Origin of the sequence: Corallococcus macrosporus, from assembly GCF_017302985.1 — a bacterium.
In the GTDB taxonomy this organism is placed as follows: Bacteria; Myxococcota; Myxococcia; order Myxococcales; family Myxococcaceae; genus Corallococcus; species Corallococcus macrosporus_A.
The window spans coordinates 1541354-1565402 of sequence record NZ_JAFIMU010000007.1 but is presented as its reverse complement, the minus strand read 5'-3'; the positions used below and the strand labels follow the sequence as shown (position 1 = coordinate 1565402).

General features: G+C 71.5%; 22 protein-coding genes. 11 read left to right on the top strand and 11 right to left on the bottom strand.

The window, feature by feature from the left end:
• The first annotated feature begins 53 nt into the window (after positions 1-53).
• Positions 54-857 (top strand): acyl-CoA thioesterase, encoded by an 804-nt coding sequence (locus JYK02_RS18680; RefSeq protein WP_207052849.1) that lies wholly within the window; start codon positions 54-56, stop codon positions 855-857.
• On the opposite strand, the gene JYK02_RS18675 is transcribed toward JYK02_RS18680, so the two are convergent.
• Positions 833-1579 carry an endonuclease/exonuclease/phosphatase family protein gene (locus JYK02_RS18675; protein WP_207052846.1) on the bottom strand — a complete coding sequence of 249 codons (747 nt, stop codon included), beginning with the start codon at positions 1577-1579 and terminating at the stop codon, positions 833-835. The two genes, JYK02_RS18680 and JYK02_RS18675, sit on opposite strands and share 25 nt — an antisense overlap.
• A gap of 189 nt (positions 1580-1768) precedes the next feature.
• Between JYK02_RS18675 and JYK02_RS18670 the strand changes: the two genes are divergently transcribed.
• On the top strand, positions 1769-2971 hold the full coding sequence (locus tag JYK02_RS18670) for a tetratricopeptide repeat protein (protein ID WP_347402522.1): 1203 nt from the start codon (positions 1769-1771) through the stop codon (positions 2969-2971).
• A gap of 21 nt (positions 2972-2992) precedes the next feature.
• On the opposite strand, the gene JYK02_RS18665 is transcribed toward JYK02_RS18670, so the two are convergent.
• Both JYK02_RS18665 and JYK02_RS18660 read right to left on the bottom strand, forming a co-directional pair.
• Positions 2993-3352 carry a response regulator gene (locus tag JYK02_RS18665; protein WP_207052844.1) on the bottom strand — a complete coding sequence of 120 codons (360 nt, stop codon included), beginning with the start codon at positions 3350-3352 and terminating at the stop codon, positions 2993-2995.
• Positions 3353-3490: 138 nt separating this feature from the next.
• Positions 3491-4837 (bottom strand): M24 family metallopeptidase, encoded by a 1347-nt coding sequence (locus JYK02_RS18660; RefSeq protein ID WP_207052843.1) that lies wholly within the window; start codon positions 4835-4837, stop codon positions 3491-3493.
• A 275-nt stretch (positions 4838-5112) separates the two neighbouring features.
• Between JYK02_RS18660 and JYK02_RS18655 the strand changes: the two genes are divergently transcribed.
• The 3 genes from JYK02_RS18655 to gyrA all read left to right on the top strand — a co-directional run bounded on the left by JYK02_RS18655 (position 5113) and on the right by gyrA (position 9768).
• Positions 5113-5958: a class I SAM-dependent methyltransferase gene (locus JYK02_RS18655; protein WP_207052841.1), complete on the top strand. Its 846-nt coding sequence runs from the start codon at positions 5113-5115 to the stop codon at positions 5956-5958.
• A gap of 60 nt (positions 5959-6018) precedes the next feature.
• Complete coding sequence (locus JYK02_RS18650) at positions 6019-6759, top strand: tetratricopeptide repeat protein (protein ID WP_207052839.1); 741 nt, start codon at positions 6019-6021, stop codon at positions 6757-6759.
• A gap of 204 nt (positions 6760-6963) precedes the next feature.
• Positions 6964-9768 carry a DNA gyrase subunit A gene (gene gyrA / locus JYK02_RS18645; protein WP_207052837.1) on the top strand — a complete coding sequence of 935 codons (2805 nt, stop codon included), beginning with the start codon at positions 6964-6966 and terminating at the stop codon, positions 9766-9768.
• A gap of 70 nt (positions 9769-9838) precedes the next feature.
• On the opposite strand, the gene JYK02_RS18640 is transcribed toward gyrA, so the two are convergent.
• Positions 9839-10480 (bottom strand): nuclear transport factor 2 family protein, encoded by a 642-nt coding sequence (locus JYK02_RS18640; protein ID WP_207052835.1) that lies wholly within the window; start codon positions 10478-10480, stop codon positions 9839-9841.
• 500 nt (positions 10481-10980) lie between these two features.
• Between JYK02_RS18640 and JYK02_RS18635 the strand changes: the two genes are divergently transcribed.
• Together JYK02_RS18635 and JYK02_RS18630 are read left to right on the top strand one after the other, a co-directional pair.
• Positions 10981-12036, top strand: coding sequence for an ABC transporter ATP-binding protein (locus JYK02_RS18635; RefSeq protein ID WP_207052833.1), 1056 nt, complete (start codon positions 10981-10983; stop codon positions 12034-12036).
• A gap of 93 nt (positions 12037-12129) precedes the next feature.
• A complete protein-coding gene (locus tag JYK02_RS18630; RefSeq protein ID WP_207052831.1) occupies positions 12130-12423 on the top strand; it encodes a YkvA family protein in 294 nt (97 codons plus the stop codon).
• 3 nt (positions 12424-12426) lie between these two features.
• Here JYK02_RS18630 and JYK02_RS18625 read toward each other — a convergent pair whose 3' ends face one another.
• The 4 genes from JYK02_RS18625 to JYK02_RS18610 all read right to left on the bottom strand — a co-directional run bounded on the left by JYK02_RS18625 (position 12427) and on the right by JYK02_RS18610 (position 17517).
• Positions 12427-13062: a phospholipid scramblase-related protein gene (locus JYK02_RS18625; protein ID WP_207052829.1), complete on the bottom strand. Its 636-nt coding sequence runs from the start codon at positions 13060-13062 to the stop codon at positions 12427-12429.
• 41 nt (positions 13063-13103) lie between these two features.
• Positions 13104-14228: a hypothetical protein gene (locus JYK02_RS18620; protein WP_207052827.1), complete on the bottom strand. Its 1125-nt coding sequence runs from the start codon at positions 14226-14228 to the stop codon at positions 13104-13106.
• Between the two features lie 101 nt (positions 14229-14329).
• The gene (locus tag JYK02_RS18615) at positions 14330-17038 is read right to left on the bottom strand and encodes a VIT domain-containing protein (RefSeq protein WP_207052825.1); all 2709 of its coding nucleotides are present in this window, start codon (positions 17036-17038) and stop codon (positions 14330-14332) included.
• Positions 17035-17517: a MerR family transcriptional regulator gene (locus tag JYK02_RS18610; RefSeq protein WP_207052824.1), complete on the bottom strand. Its 483-nt coding sequence runs from the start codon at positions 17515-17517 to the stop codon at positions 17035-17037. Before JYK02_RS18610 ends, JYK02_RS18615 begins: the two co-directional genes overlap by 4 nt.
• Before the next feature lie 117 nt (positions 17518-17634).
• Here JYK02_RS18610 and JYK02_RS18605 point away from each other — a divergent pair, with 117 nt between their 5' ends.
• Both JYK02_RS18605 and JYK02_RS18600 read left to right on the top strand, forming a co-directional pair.
• Positions 17635-18126, top strand: coding sequence for a DUF2721 domain-containing protein (locus JYK02_RS18605; RefSeq protein WP_207052823.1), 492 nt, complete (start codon positions 17635-17637; stop codon positions 18124-18126).
• A gap of 96 nt (positions 18127-18222) precedes the next feature.
• On the top strand, positions 18223-18738 hold the full coding sequence (locus JYK02_RS18600) for a peptidylprolyl isomerase (protein ID WP_207052822.1): 516 nt from the start codon (positions 18223-18225) through the stop codon (positions 18736-18738).
• Between the two features lie 66 nt (positions 18739-18804).
• Here the strand turns inward: JYK02_RS18600 and JYK02_RS18595 are convergent, their stop codons facing one another.
• Together JYK02_RS18595 and JYK02_RS18590 are read right to left on the bottom strand one after the other, a co-directional pair.
• Positions 18805-19626, bottom strand: coding sequence for a slipin family protein (locus JYK02_RS18595; RefSeq protein WP_207052821.1), 822 nt, complete (start codon positions 19624-19626; stop codon positions 18805-18807).
• On the bottom strand, positions 19623-20978 hold the full coding sequence (locus JYK02_RS18590; RefSeq protein ID WP_207052820.1) for an NfeD family protein: 1356 nt from the start codon (positions 20976-20978) through the stop codon (positions 19623-19625). The genes JYK02_RS18595 and JYK02_RS18590 overlap by 4 nt, the downstream gene beginning before the upstream one ends.
• Before the next feature lie 224 nt (positions 20979-21202).
• Between JYK02_RS18590 and JYK02_RS18585 the strand changes: the two genes are divergently transcribed.
• Positions 21203-21424, top strand: coding sequence for a hypothetical protein (locus JYK02_RS18585; RefSeq protein WP_207052819.1), 222 nt, complete (start codon positions 21203-21205; stop codon positions 21422-21424).
• Between the two features lie 11 nt (positions 21425-21435).
• On the top strand, positions 21436-23034 hold the full coding sequence (locus JYK02_RS18580) for an amidohydrolase (protein WP_207052818.1): 1599 nt from the start codon (positions 21436-21438) through the stop codon (positions 23032-23034).
• Between the two features lie 3 nt (positions 23035-23037).
• On the opposite strand, the gene nhaR is transcribed toward JYK02_RS18580, so the two are convergent.
• Positions 23038-23937, bottom strand: a complete 900-nt coding sequence (gene nhaR / locus JYK02_RS18575; protein WP_014393518.1) for a transcriptional activator NhaR — start codon at positions 23935-23937, stop codon at positions 23038-23040.
• Positions 23938-24049: the final 112 nt, after the last annotated feature.

Here is a 24049-nt window from a genome sequence, read left to right as displayed (position 1 = left end):
GCCCCGCATCTCCCCGGGACATCTCCGCCGGGAGGTCTAGGATGCGGCGCATCATGACTTCGCCCTTCCTCGCCGCCACCGTCGTTGAACCGCTGGAACCCGGACACTACCGCTCGCGCTACGAGGCGGCCTGGTATCAGGGCCGGGGCGCGTACGGCGGCGTGGTGGCGGGGCAGGTGCTGCGCGCGCTGGAGCACCACCTGAACGACGCGCAGCGGGCGGTGCGCTCGTTCACCGTGCACTTCTGCTCGCCCGCGGCCGAGGGCGTGGCGGACCTGCACACGCGCATCGAGCGCGCCGGCAAGTTCGTCACCCACGCCACCGCGCGGGTGGAGAGCGGCGGCGCGGTGGTGGCCGTCGCCACGGCGACCTTCGGTGCCGCTCGCGGCGGAGCCCCCGAGTACATGGACTTCGTCATGCCGGAGGTTCCCGCGCCGGAGACGATCGGGCCCGTCCCCGAGGACACGCCCATGCCGGACTTCTGCCGCTTCTTCGAGTACCGCTACTGCGTGGGCTCGCCGCCGTACTCGGGCGGGCCCGAGGCGGAGGTGGGCGGCTGGCTGCGGCCTCGCGTCCCCACGGCGCTGGACACGGCGCTGTGCGTGGGATTGATGGACGCGTATCCGCCGTCCGTGCTGTCGCGGATGGACGGCTTCCGCGCGGCGGCGTCGGTGGACTTCAGCGTGCAGTTCTTCCAGACGTTCCCGGTGAAGGGCATCGCGCCGGACGCGCACTACCTGCGCACCGGCCGCTCGCGCCACGCCGCGGATGGCTACACGGAGGAGACGCAGCGGCTCTGGACCCGGGACGGCACGCTGCTCGCGCAGTGCCGTCAGCTCGTCGCCGTGCTCGGCTGAAGCGTCAGCTCGGCCACCACGGCGTGGTGGTCGGAGACGGTGTCGGGCAGGCGCGCGTAGCGCGTGAAGCGCAGGGCGTGGGAGATGAGCACGCCGTCCAATCGCTGGCGTGCCTCCGGAACAGGGTAGGTGGGCTCGCGGTCCGCCGGCGTGTGCAGCCCCAGCTCCGCGCACAGGCGGTCCACGGGGCCGTCCGCATCCTCCGCGTTGAAGTCACCCATCACCACGCGGTGCCGCTCCGGCCGCTGGCGCAGGGCGTGGATGAGCTGGTTCACCTGCCGTCGCCGCACCGCCGCGGAGAACGGATCCAGGTGCAGCGACACGACCTCCGGCCCGTGCGCTCCCGCGAGCGTGGCGACCACGTAGCCCTTGTCCATCCGCCGGTCGCGGCCGAAGTGCGCCGTGTGGCGCGACTCCAGCGGATGCCGGCACAGCAGCGCGGTGCCCTGCGCGAACAGTCCGGGCACGCCGGAGTGCACGCCGTGATGCACGTGCGGATAGCCCGCCTGCTCCGCGATGCGCGCCACCTGATCCACCCGCCCGCTGAAGAGGCTGGACCGGTCCGCCTCCTGCAACGCCACCACGTCCGCGGCCTCGCGGGAGAGCAGCGCCGCCACCCGGTCCAGCGTGCCCAGCAGCGCGGACCTCCGGCGCAGGAAGGGCATGGGCATGGCGAACGGCGCACCGTGGGCCACGTTGAGGGTGAGGACCTTGAGTCGCACGCGCCCAGAGGGACCACGGACTCCCGGGTCCGGGCAAGGGCGCTCCGGCGGGCGGAACCAGGAGCGCGGGAGGAGGGCTGCCCGCCTGTCTGCTAGTCTGATGACCACGCAGGGCCCGGGGGTGGCGCCGCACGACGTGAAGGGGCCTCGTATGCATCGCCCGGTGGGGTTGAGCATCTTCCAAGGGGAGTGTCCGTCCTGAATCCTGTTCCACGCCATGAAACGCTGTTCAAGGCGGGTGACCTGGAGGGAGCCCGTCGCGAGGCCCTGCTGGCACAGGAGCGCGATGCCTCCGACTGGCGCGCGATGCTCATGCTGGCGCGGCTGGCCCTGGTGGACGGAGAGGACGCGCTCGCGGAGTCCCTGCTGCGGGCGGTCACCCGGGTCGGCGCGGCTGCTCGCCCCGAGTCCCGGCTGGTGAGCGCGGCGCTGCACACGCGGCGCGGCGAGTGGCCCCAGGCCCTGGCCCTATACGAAGCGCTCACGCACGAGCCCGAGGCGCCCACCGAGGCCTTCTTCGGCCTGGGGTACGTGTGGATGGAGCAGGGGGACGCGACCGCCGCGCACCCCGCGCTGGCCCAGGCCGTGGCGCGCGAGCCGCGCGTGGCGTTGCACCACTTCCAGCTCGCGCGCGCCCTGTTCCTGCTCGACCGGCTGGAGGAGGCCTTCTCGCACCTGGAGCAGTCCCTGCGCCTGGACCCATGGCACGCGCCCAGCTACCTCGTGTTCGCACGCGCGCTGGAGGCGGGCGGGGAGCTGGAGGCGGCGGAGGACCTGCTGCGCCAGGGCCAGAAGGCGGTGCCGGACGACGTGGGCCTGCTCAAGGCGCTGTCGGACGTGCGGCTCGCGCGCGGCAACGTGCGCGGCGCCGTGTCCGCGGCGGAGGCGCGCGTGCGCGTGGAGCCCGAGGGCGTGGCGGCGCTGGGGCACCTGGCCCGCCTGCGCGTGACGGAGCGGCGCTTCCTGGAGGCCCTGGAGCTGTGTCATCAACTGGAGGCGCGAGGCCTGTCCACCGGCCTCAGCCGCTCCGCGGAGGCGCTCGTCTTCGAGTCGCAGGAGCCCCCGGACGTGGAGCGCGCGCTCGCCGCGTGGCACGAGGCCGTGCGGCTGTCCCCGGACGACTGGATGCCCGCGTGGCGCCTGGGCCTGCTGCTCCTGCGTCAGGTGGAGTCCGGGCCCCCGGAGGCCGCTGCCCCCGCGCGGGAGTTCCTGGCGGAGGCCCACCGCCGCGCGCCCCGCCAGCCGGAGCCCGTGCTGTCCCTGGCCCGCGTGGAGGCCCGCATGGGCGCGCGGGACGCCGCGAAGGCGCGGCTGACGACGCTGCTGCGCGAGCCCTCGCTGGAGCCCGAGTGGCGCGAGCACGCGCAGGCCCTGCTCACCGAGCTGGGCTGAGCGTCCGCGCGCCGCTGGGGCTCAGGCGGCGATCTGCTTGCTCAACAGCCGCGTCAGCTCGGAAGGGTCCACCGGCTTGGGCAGCAGCTCCGCGCCGTAGCGAATGGCCACGGGCAGCAGGTCATCCAGCTCCGAGTGGCCGGTGAGGAAGATGAACGGCGCGCGGCACTCCTGCAGCTCGCGCATGGCGACGAGCACGTCCGAGCCGTTCATCTCCGGCATGTTGTAGTCGCACAGGATGGCCGCGACGCCGGAGAGGTCCAGGTGGAAGGCCTCGGCGGGGGACTGCACCGTGAGCACCGTGAAGCCCGCGCTCCGCAGGACATCCCCCACGGTCGCGAGCACGAAGAGGTCATCGTCGATGACCAGCACGGTAGACATGGGCGCGTCCTCCAGCGCCTGACCGGCGCGGCGATTCCGCCGAGTGTATCCGAGCCCGCGCGTCCGCGCGTCACACCCTCCGGCCGGGTTTCCGGGGTGGGGTTCACCCACGTCGGAGGGTGTGGGCGCGGAGAGCGTTCAGGGCTTCGCGGGCGTCGCGGCCGTGGCCGGGGACGGGATGAGGATGAGCTGCTCCTGGGGTGGGTTGAGGTACTCGGCGCCGGTGTCGGTGACGACGGCCATCTCCTCCACGGACAGGATGCGCAGCGCGTCTGGGCTGCTGCCGTCCTTCCACGCGAAGAAGCCGTCGAAGGCGAACACCTGGCCGGGCTGGAGCTTGCGCAGCGCGGAGCCGGTGGGCGGCTTGCCGGACGCCGCGCCGGACAGGGCCGGGCCGGCGTCGTGGGCCCAGTAGCCCACGGGATGTCCGGTGCCCCACATCACGGGCTCGGAGCCCGCTTCGCGCATCCAGTCGCGCTGGGCCTTGTCCACGTCGTAGCCGCGCACGCCGGGCTTCATCGCCGCGAGCGCGATGCGGCTGCCCTTCTTCGACTTCTCCCACTTCGCCAGCGCCTCCGCGGGCGGCTGCTTCTCACCCGGGGCCAGCACGTAGGCGAAGCGCTGGATGTCCGTCACCCAGGTGCCGCCCACGCGGATGCCGAAGTCCGTCTGGATGAAGTCCCCCGGCCGGATGACGCGGTCGGTGGCGTTCGAGTGTCCGCGCGTGGGGCCGCTGTTCACGTTGGGGTTCTGGTCCGGCTGCCACCCGTCGCCCACGCCCAGCTCCGCGATGCGCTTCTTGAGGAAGCGAGCCACGTCCGAGTCGCGCGTCTTGCCCGGCACCACCGTGCGGTACGCCTCCTCCTCCAGCTTCGCGGTGATGTCCGCGGCCTTGCGCATGATGTCCACCTCCTCGGGCGTCTTCACGGACAGCCACTCGGAGACGAGGTCCTCGGAGGACACCAGCTTCTTGCGCAGCGCGGGGGACAGCGCCGCCTCCAGCTTCGCGCGCTGCGTGGCGGACATCCCGTCCGCGATGGACATCCGCTCCGACGAGTTGATGGCCACCTTCGTCACCTTCGCCTTGGACAGCCGCGCGGCGACGAGCGCGTTCACGTCCGCGCCACGCTCGAAGGCCACCACCTCGTCCACCACGGCCATGTCGCGGAGGGCGGTGGCTTCACCTTCGGGGGAGAGGGCGGTGGAGCGCAGCGAGTCGCCGTCGCGCAGGAACAGGAACGCGGCGGTGCCGCCCGCGTTCTCCCCGCCGACATGGGCGGCGAGCGGGTCGTTGTCGTTCTCGCGGCACAGCACCACCCACGCATCCACGCCCGCGCGGGCCATGGCCTGGGGCAGCAGCTTCTGGAGCCGCTCCTTGCGCACGCGAGGCCACGCGCCCTCCGCGGCGGGCACGGCGGGGGCCGCATGGGCGGAAGAGGCAAACAGCAGGGCGGAGAGGAGCACGGGCCGGACGCGCGTCGTCATGGGAAGGGCGTTCCTTCGGGTGGGAGAGCGCGCGGATTGTTTCACGGCCACGCCGCGCGACAACCCACACGCGGTGCACCGCGCGGCCGCTTCACCGGGTAGTCCCGGAATCAAGCGCTGTGGCCGGGAGGTGGGACTGTCCGGCGCGGGACGCGGCCCTGCCCCCGGGTCGCGGGCGCGGATGGCTGTCTGTCATTGCGACGGGACCGCCGGGAGGGCGCGAAGGCCGCCAGGGCTTGCGACCGTGCGCGCTGTCTCCAACCCCGAGGCCGTCCATGCGCGTTGAGGAAACCCAAGCCGCCGCGAACTACGTCATGGGCCACGAGGACCGGGAGCTGCAGCGCTTGATGCTCCAGGCGAAGGTGTACGCCCCGCTCACCGAAGGCGTGCTGCGCGGGGCGGGGCTCAAGCCCGGCATGCGGGTGCTGGACGTGGGCTGCGGCGTGGGGGACGTGTCCTTCCTCGCCGCGGCGCTGGTGGGCCCCAAGGGCGAGGTGGTGGGCGTGGACCGCGAGCCCCGTGTCCTCGCCTGCGCCCAGCGCCGCGCCGAGGCGCAGGGCCTCTCCCAGGTGCGCTTCCGGCAGAGCAGCCTGGAGTCCCTGCCCGTCGAAGGCGCCTTCGACGCCATCGTCTGCCGGCTGGTGCTGATGTACCAGCCGGACCCCCTGTCGTTCGTGCGGCGCATGGCGGAGCACCTGCGCCCCGGAGGCGTGATGGCGCTGCATGAGCTGGAGCTGGCGGCCATGGGCCTGACACACCCGAAGCTGCCGCTGTTCTCCCGCGTCTGGGGCTGGATGCTGCCCACCTGTGAGCGCCTGGGCATCAAGCTCCACATGGGCCTGGAGCTGGCCTCCACGCTGCGCCGGGCCGGGCTGGTGGTGGATGACGGCGTGGTGAGCGGGCGGCTGGGCGTGACGCCGGACTCGGACGCCGCGCAGGCCCTGGTGGAGACGGTGCGCACGCTCCTGCCCCACATGGAGCGGCTGGGCGTGGCGCTGGCCATGGAGGTGGACATCGACACGCTGGCCGCCCGCCTCGCCGCCGAGCTGCGCGCCAACGACGGCGTGCTGGTGCCCAGCCTCATGGTGGGCGCCTGGGGCCACCGGCCAGGCCCCGTCTGAGCGCCGCGTCTTCGCACGACTTCACGAGCGGCGGGGGAGTGGGTCGCTTAGAGTGGCCCCATGGCAAAGACGGCACCCCGCAAGTCCCCGGCGAAGGTGAAGAAGCAGCCCGCGCGCTCCGCCGCGCCCGCGAAGGCTCCGGCCCGGCCGGTGAAGGCGAATGTGGAGAAGGTGGAGCCCCGCCGCGCCTCCACGTCGTCCCCCAGGCCCCCCGTGCTGGAGGCCGAGCCCGTCTTCGAGGAGGCCGCCCCCAAGAGCCTGCCCGCGGGCGAGCCGCAGGGCCGCGTGCTGCCCTTCGAAATCGACCCGGCCCAACTGGAGGCCGGCTTCAAGAAGCTCCGCGGAGAGCTGGTCCACTGGACCAACAAGGGCCGCTACACCAAGGTCCGCTTCAAGTTCCGGGGCAAGCAGCTGCTGCCCGACCTGCCCCTGGCCGCCGTCGTCGCCGCGGAGGGCCTGTCGTTCTACTGGGGCGGCATCCTGCGCGTGCTCGTGGCCAACGTCGTGGGCAAGAGCGTGTTCGAGGTGGAGCTGGTCAACGACGCCGACAAGCGCGTCCAGGCGGGCCGCGAGGCGCTCCTGTCGGGTGACGTGGACCAGGCGCTCACGCTGTTCCGCGAGGCGCTCGCCATGGACCGCGACAACGCCTCCGCGCACCTCAACGTGGGCGTGGCGCTGCGGCTCCGCGGGGACCGCGAAGGGGCGCTCGCCGCGTTCGAAACCGCGAAGGCGAAGGACCCCGAGGGCGGCGTGGGCGCGGAGGCCGAACGGCTGGCCGCGAACCTCCGCCCGAAGGCCTGAAAACGGGCTGAAAACGCACCTCCCGGATGTTCCATCCGGGTGCCCCGGAAAGGCCTCTTCCGACCCCTGGAACCGGGCGGGCGGGCAGCCGTGGCGAAATGCCCCTGTTTCCCTTATTGACTGAGGGAAATCCGGGGGTTACGAACACTCTCCCATCGGGCGGAGCCCCCCACGTGAGGGGCCCGTCCGCACCTTCCAGAGCCCATGGCTGACGACACCACCGACACGCCGGCAACGCCCCCCGCGCCTCCTCCGTCGAGCGGCGCCGGAGAGCTCATTCCCATCAACATCGAAGACGAGATGCGCCGCTCGTATCTCGACTACTCGATGTCCGTCATCATCGGCCGCGCGCTGCCGGACGTGCGCGACGGCCTGAAGCCCGTCCACCGCCGCGTCCTCTTCGCGATGAACGACCTGGGCAACCTCCACAACCGCGCCTACAAGAAGAGCGCGCGCGTGGTGGGTGACGTCATCGGTAAGTACCACCCGCACGGCGACTCGTCCGTGTACGACGCCATGGTGCGCCTGGCCCAGGAGTGGAGCCTCCGCTACCTGCTGGTGGACGGCCAGGGCAACTTCGGCTCGGTGGACGGCGACTCGCCGGCGGCCATGCGTTACACGGAAGTGCGCATGGAGCGGCTGGCGGAGGACCTGCTCGCCGACATCGACAAGGAGACCGTCGAGTTCGGTCCCAACTACGACGACTCGCTGGAAGAGCCGCTCGTCCTGCCGGCCAAGTTCCCCAACCTCCTCGTCAACGGCAGCAGCGGCATCGCGGTGGGCATGACCACCAACATCCCGCCGCACAACATGACGGAGGTCATCAGCGGCACGCTGCACCTCATCGACAATCCGGGCTGCACCGTCCTGGACCTGATGGAGTTCATCGAGGGGCCGGACTTCCCCACCGCCGCCATCATCACCGGCCGCGAGGGCATCCGCCGCGCCTACGAGACGGGCCGTGGGTCCATGACCATCCGTGCGCGCACGGAGATTGAACAGAACAAGAAGGGCGACCGTGAGGCCATCATCGTCACGGAGATCCCCTACCAGGTGAACAAGGCCCGGCTCATCGAGAAGATCGCCGAGCTGGTGCGGGAGAAGAAGCTGGAGGGCATCAGCGACATCCGTGACGAGAGCGACCGTCAGGGCATGCGCATCGTCATCGAGCTGAAGCGCGACGCCATCTCCCAGGTGGTGCTCAACAACCTCTTCTCCATGACGCAGATGGAGACGACGTTCGGCGCGGTGATGCTGGCCATCGACGGCGGGCAGCCGCGCACGCTCAACCTGAAGGAGCTGCTGGACCGCTTCGTCGCCCACCGCCGTGACGTGGTGACGCGCCGCTCGCGCTACGAACTGCGCAAGGCGCTCTCGCGCATGCACATCGTGGAAGGCCTGCTCGTCGCGCAGGACCTCATCGACCTGGTGGTCAGCCTCATCCGCGCGTCGCGCGACCCGGATGAAGCGCGCTGGGGCCTCATGCACATCCTGTCGCCGGAGCTGTACACGCGCGAGCGCTTCCAGAACCTGGAGCGCATCGACTACGCGAAGGCCAAGGCGCAGATGGAGCTCCTGGTCAGCCGCGCGCGCAACGAGGAGCCGGCCTACGGCGGCCTGGAGCACAAGTACGAGGGCGCGGGCTTCAGCGAGGACCAGGCGCAGAACATCCTGGAGATGCGCCTGCAGCGCCTCACCGGCCTGCAGCGCGAGGAGCTCTTCAAGGAACTCATCGGCCTCGTGCGCGACATCGCGCGCCTGCGCGACATCCTCGCCAACGAGCAGAGCCTGCTCTCCGTCATCAAGGCGGAGCTGATGGAGATCCGTGAGCGCTACGGTGACAAGCGCCGCACGGAGATCACCGGCGCGGTGGATGACCTCACCAGCGAGGACCTCATCGCCGAGGAGACGATGGTGGTCACGCTGTCGCACACGGGCTACGTGAAGCGCTCGCCCCTGTCGGAGTACCGCGCGCAGAAGCGCGGCGGGCGCGGCAAGACGGGCGCGGGGACGAAGGAGGACGACTTCGTCACCAAGGTGTTCGTGGCCAGCACGCACGCGTACCTCATGCCCATCACCACCAAGGGCAAGCTGTACTCGCTGAAGGTGCACCAGATTCCGCAGGGCAGCCGCACGTCGCGCGGCAAGGCCATCGTGAACCTGGTGCAGTTCGGGGAAGGGGAGCGGCTGGCGCAGGTGCTGGTCACGCGCGACTTCCCGGAGAACCGCTACGTCTTCTTCGTCACGAAGAAGGGCGTGGTGAAGCGCACGGACCTGAGCGCGTTCGAGAGCGTCCGCGCCAGCGGCATCATCGCGCTGGGCATCGACGAGGGCGACGAGCTGGTGGGCGTGATGATCACCGACGGCACCAAGGACATCCTCCTGTCCACGGCCACGGGCATGAGCATCCGCTTCAAGGAAGAGGACGTGCGCTCCATGGGCCGTCAGGCCTACGGCGTGAAGGGCATCACGCTGGAGGACGGCGACGAGGTGGTGGGCGCGGACCTCCTGGACAAGGAGCCGGAGGAGGGCCAGGAGACGGCGGAGCAGGGCAGCGCCATCCTCACCGTGACGGAGAACGGCTACGGCAAGCGCACGCAGGGCGGCGAGTACCGGCAGCAGGGCCGTGGCGGCAAGGGCATCATCGACATCAAGACCACCGAGCGGAACGGCCGCGTGGTGGGCGTGGTGCAGGTGAAGGACAGCGACGAGGTGATGCTCGTCACCAACGGCGGCATGCTCATCCGCATGAAGGTGAAGGAGATCTCCGTCATCGGCCGCAACACGCAGGGCGTGCGCCTCATCGCGCTGGAGAACGGCGAGGAGAAGGTCATGGCCATCTCCAAGCTCCCCGAGGGCGAGGAGTCCGAGGAGGAGACGGAGGCCACGTCGCCGGTGGAGGGGGCCAGCGCCGAGGGCGCGGAGTCGCCTGCTTCCGAGGCTCCGGCGGACGAGGCTGGCTCCGAGGGTGCTGCGGATGCGGAAGGCGAGCCCGGCTCGGAAGGCTGAGTCGGGGCCGTAGGTTGAAACACGGGAGGGCCGGGTCGGTGACCCGGCCCTCTTCGTTTGTGCGCGAGGACTACTTCTGGGTCAGGTCCTTGGGCACCTTGAGGCCGGCGGTGTTCTCGTCGATCCAGAAGATGTTCATGACCCACCAGCGCTGGCCGTCGTTGAAGAGCTGGATGCTGTTGACGCCCTTGGCGATGAGCGGCCCATCCTGCGTTCCGCGCGCCTCATAGGTGCTCATGACCTGCACCAGCGCGCCGAAGGCGTGCGTCTGACGCGCGGTCTCCTTCTCGAAGAAGCCATGCGTCGCGGTGCTCTCCTGGCCCCACGTCACGTAGTCCTCCGGGGTGATGGGGCGGGCGGCGACCGTGGTGGCGCCCGGGGGCTTCACCAGCGGGATGAGCTGGGCGCCCGGGTAGAAGAGGGAGCGGAAGCGCTGCCAGTCGCGAGGCGTCCCCGCCGGTCCGCTGATGACGTCGTAGAGGGCCTTGAGGATGGCGTCCTGGGACTTCACGTCCTCGGGCTTCGCCTTGGGCACCTGCGCGAGCGCGGCCTGGGTGCGCTCCGCGGCGGCCTTCAGCGGGTTGGGCTTCGCCGGAGCGGCGGGAGCCGCCGGAGCGGTCGCGGCCTTGGGCGGCGACGGAGGGGCGGCGGGGGCCTGGGCGAAGGACGTGGCTCCCAGCAGGACGGCACAAGCGATGAGCAGGCGCGACATGGGGACTCCCGGAAAGAGGGGAAGAGCGGACCACGGCAATGGTAGACTTGCAAGGCAGTCCAACTCGCTGGACCCGGAGGGATTGAATGCGAGTGGCAATCATTGCCGGAATGATGCTCGTTGGCGTGTTGTCAGGCTGTGGTGGAACCGTCGGGGATGAGGCCCAGCCGGTGGCCGGTGAGTCTTCGGACGTCACTGCGCAAGGCGACCGCTGCTCGCAGAACTGCATCCAGCGAAACATCACCTGCCTCAACGCGGCCGCTGGCAACCTCGCCGAAGAGCAGGCGTGCTGGGCACGCCATGAGCTGTGCTTGTGTGGCTGTCCCGGCTGGGAGAGCAGCTGTTCGTAACGCGTCCGTTCAGGCGCGGGCAGCGGCTCCCCGCGATTTCCGCTGCCTGCGCGGGACCGGTGAGGCTGCGTCCGCCGGGCGTCCGGCAGTGCCCAGCCACGGGCGCCGGTGCTTGGCCCGGCCGGTGCCGCACCGTAGTGTGCCTGCGTCATGGCCTTCCTCTCGCTCGATGCCCTCACCCTGAAGTTCCTCGGCGCTGCCGCCCCGGCGGTGCGGGACGTGTCGCTGGCGCTGGAGCCAGGGGACGCGGTGGCGCTGATGGGCACCTCCGGCTCCGGGAAGACCGCGCTCTTGCGGCTGGTGGCGGGCCTGGAGCAGCCGACGTCCGGCACCATCACCCTGGATGGCCGCGTCGTCGCCGGACCGGACACGTTCGTGCCCCCGGAGCAGCGCCCCCTGCGCCGCGTCCTCCACGACGCCGAGCTCGAGTCCGGCCTCACCGTGCGCGACGTGGTGCTGAGCGTGCAGCCCAAGGGCGAAGGCCTGGCGCACGCACGCGGCCTGCTGGCGCTGTTCCAGCTGGAAGACCTGGAGTCACGCACCTGCGGCACGCTCTCCCGGGGACAGCGGCAGCGCGTGCTGCTGGCCCGCGCGCTGGCCTCCGGCACGAAGCTGCTGGTGCTGGATGAGCCCTTCGCCGGAATCGACGCGGGCCTGCGCGCGACCATCCTCGGGGAGCTGCGCCGGGTGCTCAAGGCGCGAGGCAGCGCCGTGCTCTTCGCCACGCACGACGTGGCGGACGCGCTGGCCTTCGCGGACCGGCTGGTGCTGCTGCGCGCCGGCACGGTGGAACAGCAGGGCACGCCCGAGTCCGTCTACGAATCACCGCGCAGCGCCTTCGCCGCGTACTTCCTGGGCGGCACCAACCTGCTGCCCGGCTCCGCCTTCGGCCGCGTCGCGCGCACGGCCCTGGGCAACCTGCCGTTGAACTCCGATGCGCGCGGCGAGGTGATGCTCTCCCTGCGCCCGGAGGCGCTGCGGCTCGTGCCCGACACGGATGGCGTCGCGGTGGGCGGAGCGCTGCGCGCGGAGGTGCTGGAGCGCGCCTTCCGTGGCGCGCACGTGGACCTCACCGTGTCCTGCGCGGGCATGGCGCTGGTGGTGCGCACCGCCCCCTCCGCCCCGTTTCGCGAGGGCGGCCGCGCCCGCCTGGAGGTCGCGGGCCGCGCGGACGTGCTGGAGGAGACATCCGGACCGGCCCGCTAGGGCACCAGGCGTGCGAGCACCGGGCACGGATGATGCAATCACCCGCGTCCCCCATGCGTAAGGAGCGGTATGAACATCGCAGGCCTTCGAGGAATGGGAACCCGCTTCTTCCACTACGTCCGTGACCCCAAGGTCGCGACGTGGCGCAAGCTGGCCGGGCTGCTGGCCGTCCTGTACTTCGTGTCGCCCGTGGACGCGATCCCGGACTTCATCCCGGTGGTCGGCTGGCTGGACGACCTGGGCGTGCTGTCCGCCGCGGCCTTCTTCATGGTGCGCGAGGTCCAGCGCTGGCGCCCCGGTACGCCGTCCGGGGAGCCGGCGTTCGACGGACTCCCGCGTGACGAACAGGGCCAGCCGCGCGTGCCCACGCTGCGCCGGCACTCCTAGCCGTCACTCACTGCCGCGACGGTTCTCGAAGTGCACGAAGTCGATGAGGAACGTCGCGGCCAGCACCAACGTCCGCACGTGCGGGTCGTGCAGGCCGTCGAACCGGACGCCGAAGTTGTCGGCGTCCGTGAACATCTCCTTGCCGAATCCGCTCCACCGCTTCGCGATGGTGCCCACCTCGCGGCCCTGCTGCTCCACGTTGAACGTCCACGGCCGGAAGAACGGCCCGCTCAGCAGGGCCAGCTCCTCGTCGCGGGGCCCCAACACTTCGTAGGCGCGGGTGAAGAAGCGAAAGCGCTGCTGGATGGCGCCCAGGTGCCGCCCTTCGCCGTCCTCCACCTCCATCCGTGACAGCCAGAAGCGCCACGGGCGGCGCAGCCGCAGCAGCGTCTGCCCGCTCGCGGACTTGAGCTCCATGGTGAAGGGCCGCTTCGCCTTGAGGAAGCTGCGCAGGAGGAACAGCCCCACGCCGCTGCCCACCTCGCCCGCGAAGAAGAGCGGGCCTCCGTCGTTGCCCACCACCTCGTAGCGGTTGCGGCCCTCGAAGCCGGTGAGGATTTCGCCCCACTCCTTCACCTGCCGCACACGCAGCGCGTGCTCGTCACGCAAGAGGGTCAGGGCCTGGGACTCGACGGGCATGGGCGGCTCCGGGACGGCGGAACGATGCGGGCAGCTTAAGGCTAGAACTGGCCCAGCACCGCCAGGCCCATGCCGCCGTGGCGTCCCATCGTCGCCGGGACGACGGAGACGGCCGGGGCATCATCGGGCCCGTCGAAGTCGCGCGTGAGGACGGTCGCGGTCCCCAGGCCGGCCACCACGCCCACGGCGGTGCCCACCAGCAGGGCGTCCCCGTGGTCGTCGTCGAACGCGAGGAACAGAGCGCTCAGCCCCACCAGCCCGCCCAGCAGGCCGCCCGCGTCGATGAGCAGCACCCGGCCCCGGGAGATGTCCAGGTTGCGCGACACCAGCGCGAAGGTGATCAGCCCCGCGCCCACCACGCCCTGCTCGATGCCGAAGAACGCGCGCGTGTCGCCGTTGTCCTGCGTGCCCAGGATGAGCCCCGCCACCACGCCCGACCACAGGCCGCCGGAGTTCGCCAGCGACACCTGACCGGCGGTGGGCCGCGCCAGCTCCGCCACCAGGATGCCCAGCCCCGTGAAGCCCAGCGCCCCCGCCATCACCGCCCCGGTGGACGCATCGCCGTCCAGGTCGAGCGAGCCAATGGACGCGAGGCCATACCCGAAGCCCCACACCGTGCCGGAGTTGATGGCCGCCGCCTGCCCCTGCGTCAGCCCGCTCCGCGTGGCGAGCAGGGAGAGGGCCGCCCCCGCGCCGCCGCCCAGCAGCGACACCGCCACGTACGCGCGCGTGTCCTGGCAGTTGGAGATTTCACACAGCAGGATGCCCTGCGTGATGCCGTGCAGCGTCTGCACGATGGTCAGCGACGCCCGAGCTCCCTTCGACGGGACCTCCACGGAAGACTCCACCGGCCGCGCCAGCGTGTCCTGCGCCAGCCGAGCGCCGGGCTCCAGCCGCGTCCGCGCCAGCCGCGCCAGCTCCGGCGCGTACGGATGGCGGGGACACACCAGCAGCACCCGCTCCAGCGACTCCAGCGCCCGCGCGTCCTCGCCACGCACCAGCGCGTCGAAGCCCGCCGCGTAGTCGGACTCGGCGGCGCAGGCCTCGTCACTCGCCACCAGCGGCGGCGCGGATACGACATCCGGAGGCGTGGGGGGAGCGGAGCCAGGGGCGGGACCGGGCTGTGCGGCAATGAGAACAGCCAGGACGAAGGGCGCGAGGAGCATGCGGGCGCAACCCTAGTCGACCCCCGTGAAAAGACGGGAGACCCGGGACCCCGGTCCTCCCCGAAAGGAGGCACGGGGCCCGGGTGACGCCATGCGGCGGCCTACCGGGTCGCCAGCAGCGTCTCCATGTGCTGCCGGAGCGCGGCCGAGTCCCCCAGCCGCCCGTCCAGGCCGGGGAGGGGCTTCGCGGCCTGCTCGATGCGGCCCCGGGTGCGCGGTCCCGCCGCCACCAGCCACGCGACGCCCAGCGCCAGCTCCGCCACGTCCGGCGCCTGGGTGAGCTGCGCGGCCAGCGCGAGCAGCGCGTCCACGGCCTTCTTCACCTGCGCGCCGTGCAGCGGATGGCTGCTGGTGATGCCCTCGCGCAGGAGCACCAGCAGCACCCGCGCGGTGGCGCGGGCCTGGCGCACCGGCTCCGGCCCTTCACCCGCGCCGGCCCACAGCCCGTTCGCGAGCTGCTGGCCCAGCAGGACGCCCACGTCCTCGGCGGCGATGGGCGCCTCCGCGACGAACGGCAGTACGGCCTCCTCCTGCTCGTAGAACGCCTCCGCCTTGTCCTTCCGCGGGCTCGGCACGGCCTGGGAGGAGGGCCGCCCCTCCAGCTCGGGGGCCGTGAGCAGCTTCGACGAGGCGGACATCAGCCGGTCGAAGAGACCGCCCTTCGCCTTCTTCGCGGGCTCCTGCTCCCTGCGCTCCTTGGATGCGGCACCCGGCCCCATGGCCCCGGCACCCTGTGCGGACCCCACCTGGAAGGAAGAGCCGGTGGGGGGCTCCGGCGCCAGCGCGGGGGCGGGCGCGGGCACGGACATGCTCGCGGGAGGAGGCGGAGGCACCGCGCCGCCCCGGGAACGGGCTGGCGCCCCCGCGGACACCGGCTTCGAGGCCATCCGCTTCATCTTCTCCATGGGCATCCGCGCTCCAGGGCGAGCCTGCACGAGCATGCCCTCCGCCTCGTCGTCCGCGTCCCCCGGGGCATCGCTGAACATGCTCCAGCCCGCGGGCGCGTTCACCGGCACCACGCGCGTCTCCGGAGTGCCCGACGCGCGACGGTCGCCCTGGCGCTCCTCCACCACCACGAAGGACGTGTACTGCGTGGCCAGCTGGTGCTCGACGGCGAGCCGCACGATGCGCTCCTTCATCGCCTCCGCGCGCCGGCCCACCAGCCCCGCGTCCATCCAGCCCCGGATGCGCTCGGCGGCCCACAACTTCTCCACCACCGGCCGGTCCGACAGCGCGGGCAGGTCCAGCCGCACCGTGAGGGAGAAGGGCTCCCGGCCCGACTTCCCCTTCAGCGTCACGCTGCCCGTGCCCGCCTGCGCATAGCGCCCGAAGAGCGTCCACGGCGTGCCGTCCACCAGCGGCGGCAGCGTGGCCGGAGCCAGCTCGCTGGCCTCCACACCGTCGAAGCGCACCTCCAGGTCGGTGACGCGCGGCGCGAGCGCCCGCGAGAACTGCGCCACCACCTTCTCGTCGATGCGCTCCCCGGGGTGGATGAACTCCACCGCGCCGTCCGTGCGCCGCGCCAGGTCGCGCAACAGCGCATCGCTCACGTTGGTTCCGATGCCGAACGAGAACACCCGCCCCGTCCCCCGCGCCGCGAGCACCGCGTTGAGGATCTCCTCCTCGTTGCCCACCTGGCCGTCCGTCAGCAGCACCACCACGCCGTCCGGCGCGGCCTTCATCGCGGTGACCATGGGCTCCAAGAGCTCCGTGCCGCCGTAGGCCTTCAGCCCCGCCACCCACGCGTCCGCCTGCTCCAGCGTGCGCTGGGTGAACGGCACCGTCTGCGCGGAGAACGAACGGAAGGAGTTCTCGAACGCGATGACGTTGAAGCGGTCCCCCTCGCGCAGGTGGCGCAGGCACAGCCGGAGCGCGGCCTGGGCCTGGGGCAGGCTGTCCCCGGCCATGGAGCCGGACGTGTCCACCACGAACACCACCTCCTGCCGGGGCGGCGCCGCCGCCAGGTTCAGCAGGTCCGGCACCACCGTGAGCGCGAACGTGCCCGGCCCTTCCGCCTTGCGGTGGGTGACGACGGGCGTGAGCATCACGTCCGGGTTGGCGTTGCGCAGCGTGAGCACCACGTCCCGGTTCAGCTCCACCTCGTCGCCCGCCAGGCTCTTGAACAGCGAGTCGCGCTGGAGGCTCACCCGCGTGCGCGCGCCCTCCTTCGTGACGGTGAGCCGGTGGGACGGGCTCTCCACCACCACGTCACGGCCCACGTCGATGAGCAGGTCCATGCGCAGGCCGTAGTCCACCGGGCCCTGCGGCGGAGAGATGCGGTCCGCGTCCGGCACCCGCGTCGTCGGGGCCGCGCTGCCGTGGCCCGTGCGGTCGCCGTGCACCGGGCCGGGGATGTACCGGGGCGCCACCAGCGTGGGCAGCATCCAGCGCACGCTGCCCTCCTCGGAGGTGAGCGTCTGGAGGAACTCCACCTCCACCAGCGTCTCCTCACCCGGCAGCAGGTTGCCCACCTGCGCGGTGAAGACGTTGGCGCGCTCCTGGTCCAGGAGCGCCGCGCCGTGGCCTTCCGTGATGGCGTCGTCGTAGGCGCGGAAGGCGGCCTCGCGCTCCTTCACCACGCCGGCCACGCGGCGGCCCGCGCACGTCATGGAGAAGGCGCTGAGCGTCGCGTCGGAGGGCAGGGGGAAGGTGTAGACGGCCTCCACCGGCGTCTTCTCGTCGTTGCGGTAGCGCTGCGCCACGCGCACCCGCGCGTGCCCCCCGAGCAGCTCACCGGAGACCTCAACTCCCTGCAGGGGCACCTGGGCCCCCTCACGCGTGAACAGCCCACACTTCGCCTGCTCGTTCATGACGGCGTTCCTTCCTGGGACTCCTCGATGAGGGCGCGCACCCGCTCCGCCAGCGCCCGGACCTTCGCTTCCGCCTGCTCCGACACGTGCAATTCCAACCCCGGCGCCAGGAGCCAGCGCTGGTAACGCGCCACCTCCACCGTCGGGTCTTTTCCCGGCCGCTTCGGAGGCATCCGGACCGGCTCCTCCGGCAGCGTCCCCGGGCCCACCGGCGTCTCCGCCAGCCGGCGCAGCTCCTCCGGCGACAGCCGCAACAGCTCCGCCTGGATGGCGTCCAGCGGCAGGAATCTCGCCTGGAGCACCCGGATGGCCTTGAGCCGCACCCGGTGCTCCTCTCCGTAGACCGTGTCCGGCCCCTTGAAGGGCGGCGCGGGCAGGAGGCCCCGCTGGACGTAATAGCGGACCGTGCGAGGCGAGACGCCCACCTCCTCCGCCAGCGCGGTCAGCTTCCACTCCGTCTGTGTCTTGGGCGTGCTCACGAACCTGACAGTAGGTTGTGACAGTCGTTGTGTCAAGACGTCGGTGGTAATTCGTCAGTGGGGGTGTCGGGATACTCCGGAGGTGGCGGCCGGGCGGGCGGTGGGACAGAAGGGGGCATGAACGTCGGCGTGGAAGGCCTGGACCCCTCGTCCATCCAGCTCATCGGCACGGCGGTGACGCCCGCGGTGATGGTGTCCGGGTGCGGCATCCTGGCCACCGGCCTGGACAATCAGATCTCGCGCATCACCGCGCGCATGCGGGACATGGTCCGGGAATGGCGCACGCTGCCGGAGGGCCACGCGCGCCGCTCGCTGCTTCGCGAGGAGGTGGCCATCATGGACCGCCGCCACGCCATCCTCGCCCGGGCCATCGGCTTCACCTACGCGGCGCTGTTGTCCTTCGTGGTGACGTCGCTCTTGTACCTGCTGCGCCGCAGCGTCGCGGTGCCGGAGGGATTGCCGGTGGTGTCCTTCTCCCTGGGCGTGGGGCTCCTGGGGTCCACGGCGGTGCTGGCCCTGGCGTCGCTGCGGCTGAGCCGCCGGGCCATCACGCTGGAGGGCGCGGAGCTCTTCCGCGACGGGCGGCCGGGCGAGCCACCGGCGCCCTGAATTTGTTCCGCAGCGCACGCGAAGGTGCTAGCGGGTGCCTCCGAGACGCGCGGGTCTGGTACGTCCCGCCCAACCCTCACCGTGGAGCACGTGAACATGGCAAACGCCAAGGTCTTCTTCGACATGTCGATTGGTGGCCAGCCCGCCGGCCGCATCGTGATGGAGCTGTTCTCCGACGACGTTCCCAAGACCGCCGAGAACTTCCGCGCCCTGTGCACGGGTGAGAAGGGCACCGGCAAGAGTGGCAAGCCGCTGCACTTCAAGGGCACGCCGTTCCACCGCGTCATCCCGCAGTTCATGTGCCAGGGCGGCGACATCACGCTCGGCAACGGCTACGGCGGCGAGTCCATCTACGGTGAGAAGTTCGCGGACGAGAACTTCAAGCACAAGCACACCGCCCCGGGCTTCCTCTCCATGGCGAACGCCGGCCCCAACACCAACGGCTCGCAGTTCTTCCTCACCACCGTCTCCACCCCGTGGCTGGACGGCAAGCACGTCGTCTTCGGCAAGGTCGTCGAGGGCATGGACGTGGTGAAGAAGATCGAGGCCGTGGGCAGCCAGTCCGGCGCGACGCGCCAGCCCGTGAAGATCGAGGACAGCGGCCAGCTGTAATCCCGCCGTCGCTTCGTCTCACCCCGAAGGCTCATCCGTGCATCGCGCGGGTGGGCCTTCGTCGTTTCAGGACAGGCCGTGGGACGCGTCCTCGTCCTCCTCCTCGCGCGTCTCCTCCGGCCGTGAGGGCCGCGCGGGGATGGCGCCGAACGCGCGCAGCAGCTCCAGGGGGATGGGCAGGATGGTGTGGTTGCCACCGCCGGTGATCTCCACCAGCGTCTGCAGGTAGCGCAGCTGGAGCGTGGCGGGGTTGCGGCTGAGCACGTCCGCGGCCTGGGACAGCTTCTCCGCGGCCTGGTGCTCGCCCTCCGCGGCGATGATCTTCGCGCGGCGCTCGCGCTCGGCCTCGGCCTGCCGCGCGATGGCCCGCTGCATCTCCAGCGGCAGGTCGATGTGCTTCACCTCCACGTTGGACACCTTCACGCCCCACGGGTCGGTGCGCGCGTCGAGCACCTGTTGCAGCTCGTGGTTGATGCGCTCGCGCTGGGACAGCAGCTCGTCCAGCTCCACCTGGCCCAGGATGGCGCGCAGCGTGGTCTGGGCAATCTGGCTGGTGGCGTAGAGGTAGTCCTCCACCTGGAGCACGGCCTTGTCCGCCTGGATGACGCGGAAGTAGACGACGGCGTTGACCTTCACGCTGACGTTGTCCTTGGTGATGACGTCCTGCGGAGGCACGTCGCGCGCGACGGTGCGCAGGTCGATGATCACCATGCGCTCGATGAAGGGGATGAGCCAGCGGAAGCCCGCGCGCTTGAGGCCCACGTAGCGGCCCAGCCGGAACACGACGCCGTTCTGGTACTCGGTGACGATGCGCACGCCGGAGATGAAGAGGAGGAACAGCAGCCCCACGGGGATGAGCAGCCCCAGGGCTCCGAACAGCTCGTTCATGGCATCGACTCCGCGACGGTGAGGGTGAGCCCTTCCACGGCGCGCACCACGACCTGCGCGCCTTCGCGGATGGGAGTGAAGGAGACGGCGCGCCAGCGCTCGCCGTGGACGAACACCTCGCCGCCCGAAGGGGTGACGGGGCCCAGCGCCGTGCCCGCCTCGCCGACGAGCCCCGCGTCGCCGCCCCGCTGTGGCAGCTTGCGCGTCTGGGCGCTGCGGTACGCGATGAAGGCCGCGGTCCCCGCGAACACGAGCGCCGTCGGCAGCAGCACGCCCCACGACAGGCGGAAGGACGGCTCCACGAACCAGCCCGGCTCGAAGCGGTCCACCAGGAACACGCCACCCAGTATCAACAGGCCCGTGCCCGAGGCTCCCAGCAGGCCACTGGTGACGAACAGCTCCGCGAGGATGAGCCCCACGCCCACGAGCATCAACACCAGCGCGCCCGTGCGCACCGGCAGCGTCGCGGACGCCATCAACGCCAGCACCAGCGCCACACAGCCGATGAGCCCCGGCGCCACCGCGCCCGGATGGGACAGCTCCACCACCAGGCCCAGCGCCGCGGTGAGGAACAGCAGGTAGATGAGGGAGGGCTGCGCCAGCGCATGCACCACCTGCTGTGACAGCCCCGGCTCCAGGGACACCACGTGCGCATCGCGGGTGGCGAGCGTCACGGTGTCACCCCCGGCCACCTCCACGCGGCGGCCATCCACGGCATCGAGGAACGCGGTCTCGGTGGGAGCGACGAGCTCCACCACGCGAAGCTCCACGGCGCGGTCCGCGGGGACGCTGGCGCTGTCGCGCACGGCGGACGCGGCCCACTCCGGATTGCGGCCCCGCTGCCGTGCGATGCCCTCCGCGAAGGCGACGGTGTCGTTCTCCACCTTCCGGGCAAGCTGCTCGCCGCCGCTCTCTTCCACGTCCTCGCCCCCCAGCCCCACGGGGTGCGCCGCGCCGATGTTCGTCCCCGGCGCCATGGCGCTGACGTTCGAGGCCAGCGAGATGAACACGCCCGCGCTGCCTGCCCGCGCGCCGGAAGGCCCCACCCACACGAGCACGGGAACGCGCGAGCCCAGGAACGCTCGCACCACGGCGCGGGTGGCCTCCAGCGAGCCGCCCGGCGTGTCCAACCGCACGAGCAGCGCCGTGGCCCCACCGTCCTCCGCGCGCTTCACGCAGTCCGCGAGGTAGGCACCCGACCCGGCATCCACCACGCCCTCCAGTTCGCATCGCGCGACGAAGGCAGGCGACGCGGGAGCCGCCGGAGCGACGAGGCCCGTGAAGAGCAACGCCAGGAGCCAGCCCCACAGGACGTGACGGCGCAAGCGCCTCCTGTCGACGTGTTCCCGCATGTCGCCCCCGGTGCGCGCCCCTCGCGCACACGCACTCGGACAACGATGTGCACTGCGCCTCGGGATGACCGGCGCGTGAAGCCGGGGGGCTGGAGGGCATGCGGGCAGGAAGGGGCCGGTGTCCTGCGCGTGCATCCAATCTTGGACGTTGCAGGGGATGCGCGTTGTTGGAGGACGACGCACCTCCCTAGTGTCGGCCTCTCGATTTTCTCCCAGGAGGTTTCATGCGCCGTGCCGTGCTGATCATCGCTGCTCTGGGCCTGTCCGCTGTTGGAGCGGTGGCCTGCAAGACCACCCAGCCTCCTGGGGCGGAGGACCAGCGGCCCATCCAGGGTCCGGACACGGCCCGCGAGCCCATCCAGAACGTGCCCAACGAGCAGGGCGGCCCCGCGGGCCCCATTCAGGCGCCCGGCGTGGACGGTGGCTTCCCTGAAGGTGGCGGGTAGTCTTCCGCGCCATGACGGCGGAGACCTCGATCTACAGGGCGCAGCGCGTGTGGACGCTCGATGCGGAGCGTCCGCGCGCGGAAGCATTGGCGGTGCGTGACGGGCGCGTGCTCGCGGTGGGCACGCTCGCGGAAGTGCGCGCCGCCGCGGGACCTGGCGCGCGCGAGGTGGACCTGGGCCGGGCCACGGTGGTGCCCGGCCTGGTGGACGCGCACGCGCACATCCATGGTCTGGGCAAGAGCCTGACCACGGTGCGCCTGGAGAAGGCGCCCTCGGTGGAGGACGTGGTCCAGCGGCTGGCGAAGGCGCCCGCGTCGAGCTTCCAGGGGGACTGGTTGCTCGGAAAGGGCTGGGACCAGAACGAGTGGCCCGGCGCCGCGTTCCCCGGCCGCGCGGAACTGGATGCGCGCTTCCCCAAGACGCCGGTGTTCCTCACGCGCGTGGATCACCACGCGGCCTGGGTGAACGGCGAGGCGCTGCGCCGCGCGGGCATCACGCGGGATACGCCGGATCCGCAAGGCGGCCGCATCCTCCGGGACGCGAAGGGCGAGCCCACCGGCGTCCTCGTGGACAACGCGATGGACGTGGTGGAGGCCGCCATCCCCGCGCCCACGCGCGAGCAACTGGAGACGCGGCTGCGAGCCGCCCTGGAGCGGTGCGCTCGGGTCGGGCTCACGGGCGTGCACGACGCAGGCATGGACCTGCAGTCCTTCCGCACGTTGCAGGCGTGGGACGCGGCGGGGACGCTGCCCCTGCGCGTGTACGCGATGGCGGCGGGGCAGGGTGAGCAGCGCCACGCCTATCTGGAGCAGGGCCCGTGGCAGGGGCGCCACCTGGCGATGCGCTCGGTGAAGTTCCTCGCGGACGGCGCGCTGGGAAGCCGGGGCGCGGCGCTCCACGAGGACTACAGCGACGAGCCCGGCCAGCGCGGCCTGCTGCTCCTGGCGCCGGAAGAACTCGAGGCTCGCGCCCAGGCCTTCATGGCGAAGGGCTTCCAGGTGTGCATCCACGCCATTGGAGACCGTGCCAATACATTGGTCGTGGACGTGCTCCTCAAGGGCGCGGAGCGCACGGGCACGCAGGCCCTGCGCCACCGCGTGGAGCACGCCCAGATTCTGCGGCTGGAGGACATCCGGAGGCTGGGCGCGGCGGGGCTGGTGGCCAGCGTGCAGCCCACGCACGCGACCAGCGACATGCCCTGGGCGGAGACGCGGCTGGGGCGCGAGCGGCTCAAGGGCGCCTACGCCTGGCGCACGCTGAAGGACGCGGGCGCGCACATCGCGCTGGGCAGTGACTTCCCCATCGAGAACCCGGACGTGCTCGCGGGGCTCTACGCGGCGCGCACGCGGCAGGACGCGAAGGGCTGGCCGGAGGGTGGCTGGTATCCGGAAGAGCGCCTGAGCGCGGCGGAAGCGCTGGAGGGCTTCACGGTGGGGCCCGCGTGGGCGTCCTTCGAGGAGGCGCGGCGCGGCAGGCTGAAGCCCGGCCTGGACGCGGACTTCGTCGCGCTGTCGGAGGATCCGCTGGAGGGGCCCGCGGCCGCGCTGGTGCACGCGCGCGTGCTGGCCACGGTGGTGGCGGGCGCGGAGGTGTTCCGGGCGGCGGAGTGAGGCTCAGCCGCCGAAGATGTGCGAGCGCGCGGCCTCGGCGATGGCGACGACGGCGGGGTGGCGCAGGCGGCGCTCCACGGTGATGGCGTAGAAGCACTGCTCGATTTCGTCGGTGTGCCCGATGGCGGTGACGTTGAACTGCCGTTGCACCTCCGCGTCGATGATGGAGGGCATGGCGAAGATGCCGTGCCCCTTCTGTCCGAAGGCCTGGAGCAGCGCGCTGTCGTCGAAGTCGCCCGCGATGAGGGGCCGGATGCCCAGCCGCTCGAACCACAGGTCCAGCGAGCGGCGCACCGAGGACTCCTCCGACGGCAGCAGCATGGGCGCGCCGTCCAGTGAGCGCGGGAAGTCCTTGCGCAGGTGCGCCAGCGGCTGGGCCGCGAAGAACGTCACGCCGCACTTGCCCAGCAGGTGGTTGAAGGACCGGACGCTGACGGGCTCGGAGCCGGGCGCGTCCGCGAGCACCACGTCCAGCTCATGCAGCGCCAGCTGTGCAAGCAATTGGGGCAGGGGGCTCTCGCGGCAGATGATGCGCAGCGAGGGGCCCGCGTCCAGCGCGGGCTTGAGCAACTGCTCGGCGACGAGCTTGGGGATGACGTCGAGCACGCCCACGTTGAGGCGCAGCTGCTGGCCGGTGGGCAGGCCGGAGACGACGTTCTTCAGCTCGTTGCCCAGGCGGAAGATCTCATCCGCGTAGCGCATGACGGTGCGGCCCACGTCGGACAGGACGAGCTTGCGGCCCTTGCGCTCGAACAGCTGGTGGCCCAGCGACTCCTCCAGCAGCTTGATCTGCGCGCTGATGGTGGGCTGCGCGAGGTGTAGCTCCTCGCTCGCCTTGGCGATGCTGCCCGCCCGCGCAACCGTCCAGAAATACAGGAGATGGTGGTAGTTGAGCCACGCCATGACTTAGGTTTAACCGAAGGGTTTCATCCAAACTAGCTCATTTTTTTAAGAGTCGCTCCCGCTTATCTCTACCCCCGTCACCGCGCGATGGATGCGCGGGGGACTGATTGGG

Coding starts and splice junctions, on each gene's coding strand:
- JYK02_RS18665 (WP_207052844.1), bottom strand. CDS start 3,352: ATGTCTACCGTGCTGGTCATCGACGATGACCTCTTCGTGCTCGCGACC.
- JYK02_RS18680 (WP_207052849.1), top strand. CDS start 54: ATGACTTCGCCCTTCCTCGCCGCCACCGTCGTTGAACCGCTGGAACCC.
- JYK02_RS18635 (WP_207052833.1), top strand. CDS start 10,981: ATGGCCTTCCTCTCGCTCGATGCCCTCACCCTGAAGTTCCTCGGCGCT.
- JYK02_RS18640 (WP_207052835.1), bottom strand. CDS start 10,480: ATGTCGCGCCTGCTCATCGCTTGTGCCGTCCTGCTGGGAGCCACGTCC.
- JYK02_RS18600 (WP_207052822.1), top strand. CDS start 18,223: ATGGCAAACGCCAAGGTCTTCTTCGACATGTCGATTGGTGGCCAGCCC.
- JYK02_RS18660 (WP_207052843.1), bottom strand. CDS start 4,837: ATGACGACGCGCGTCCGGCCCGTGCTCCTCTCCGCCCTGCTGTTTGCC.
- gyrA (WP_207052837.1), top strand. CDS start 6,964: ATGGCTGACGACACCACCGACACGCCGGCAACGCCCCCCGCGCCTCCT.
- JYK02_RS18580 (WP_207052818.1), top strand. CDS start 21,436: ATGACGGCGGAGACCTCGATCTACAGGGCGCAGCGCGTGTGGACGCTC.
- JYK02_RS18595 (WP_207052821.1), bottom strand. CDS start 19,626: ATGAACGAGCTGTTCGGAGCCCTGGGGCTGCTCATCCCCGTGGGGCTG.
- JYK02_RS18605 (WP_207052823.1), top strand. CDS start 17,635: ATGAACGTCGGCGTGGAAGGCCTGGACCCCTCGTCCATCCAGCTCATC.
- nhaR (WP_014393518.1), bottom strand. CDS start 23,937: ATGGCGTGGCTCAACTACCACCATCTCCTGTATTTCTGGACGGTTGCG.
- JYK02_RS18590 (WP_207052820.1), bottom strand. CDS start 20,978: ATGCGGGAACACGTCGACAGGAGGCGCTTGCGCCGTCACGTCCTGTGG.
- JYK02_RS18620 (WP_207052827.1), bottom strand. CDS start 14,228: ATGCTCCTCGCGCCCTTCGTCCTGGCTGTTCTCATTGCCGCACAGCCC.
- JYK02_RS18630 (WP_207052831.1), top strand. CDS start 12,130: ATGGGAACCCGCTTCTTCCACTACGTCCGTGACCCCAAGGTCGCGACG.
- JYK02_RS18655 (WP_207052841.1), top strand. CDS start 5,113: ATGCGCGTTGAGGAAACCCAAGCCGCCGCGAACTACGTCATGGGCCAC.
- JYK02_RS18615 (WP_207052825.1), bottom strand. CDS start 17,038: ATGAACGAGCAGGCGAAGTGTGGGCTGTTCACGCGTGAGGGGGCCCAG.
- JYK02_RS18650 (WP_207052839.1), top strand. CDS start 6,019: ATGGCAAAGACGGCACCCCGCAAGTCCCCGGCGAAGGTGAAGAAGCAG.
- JYK02_RS18625 (WP_207052829.1), bottom strand. CDS start 13,062: ATGCCCGTCGAGTCCCAGGCCCTGACCCTCTTGCGTGACGAGCACGCG.
- JYK02_RS18585 (WP_207052819.1), top strand. CDS start 21,203: ATGCGCCGTGCCGTGCTGATCATCGCTGCTCTGGGCCTGTCCGCTGTT.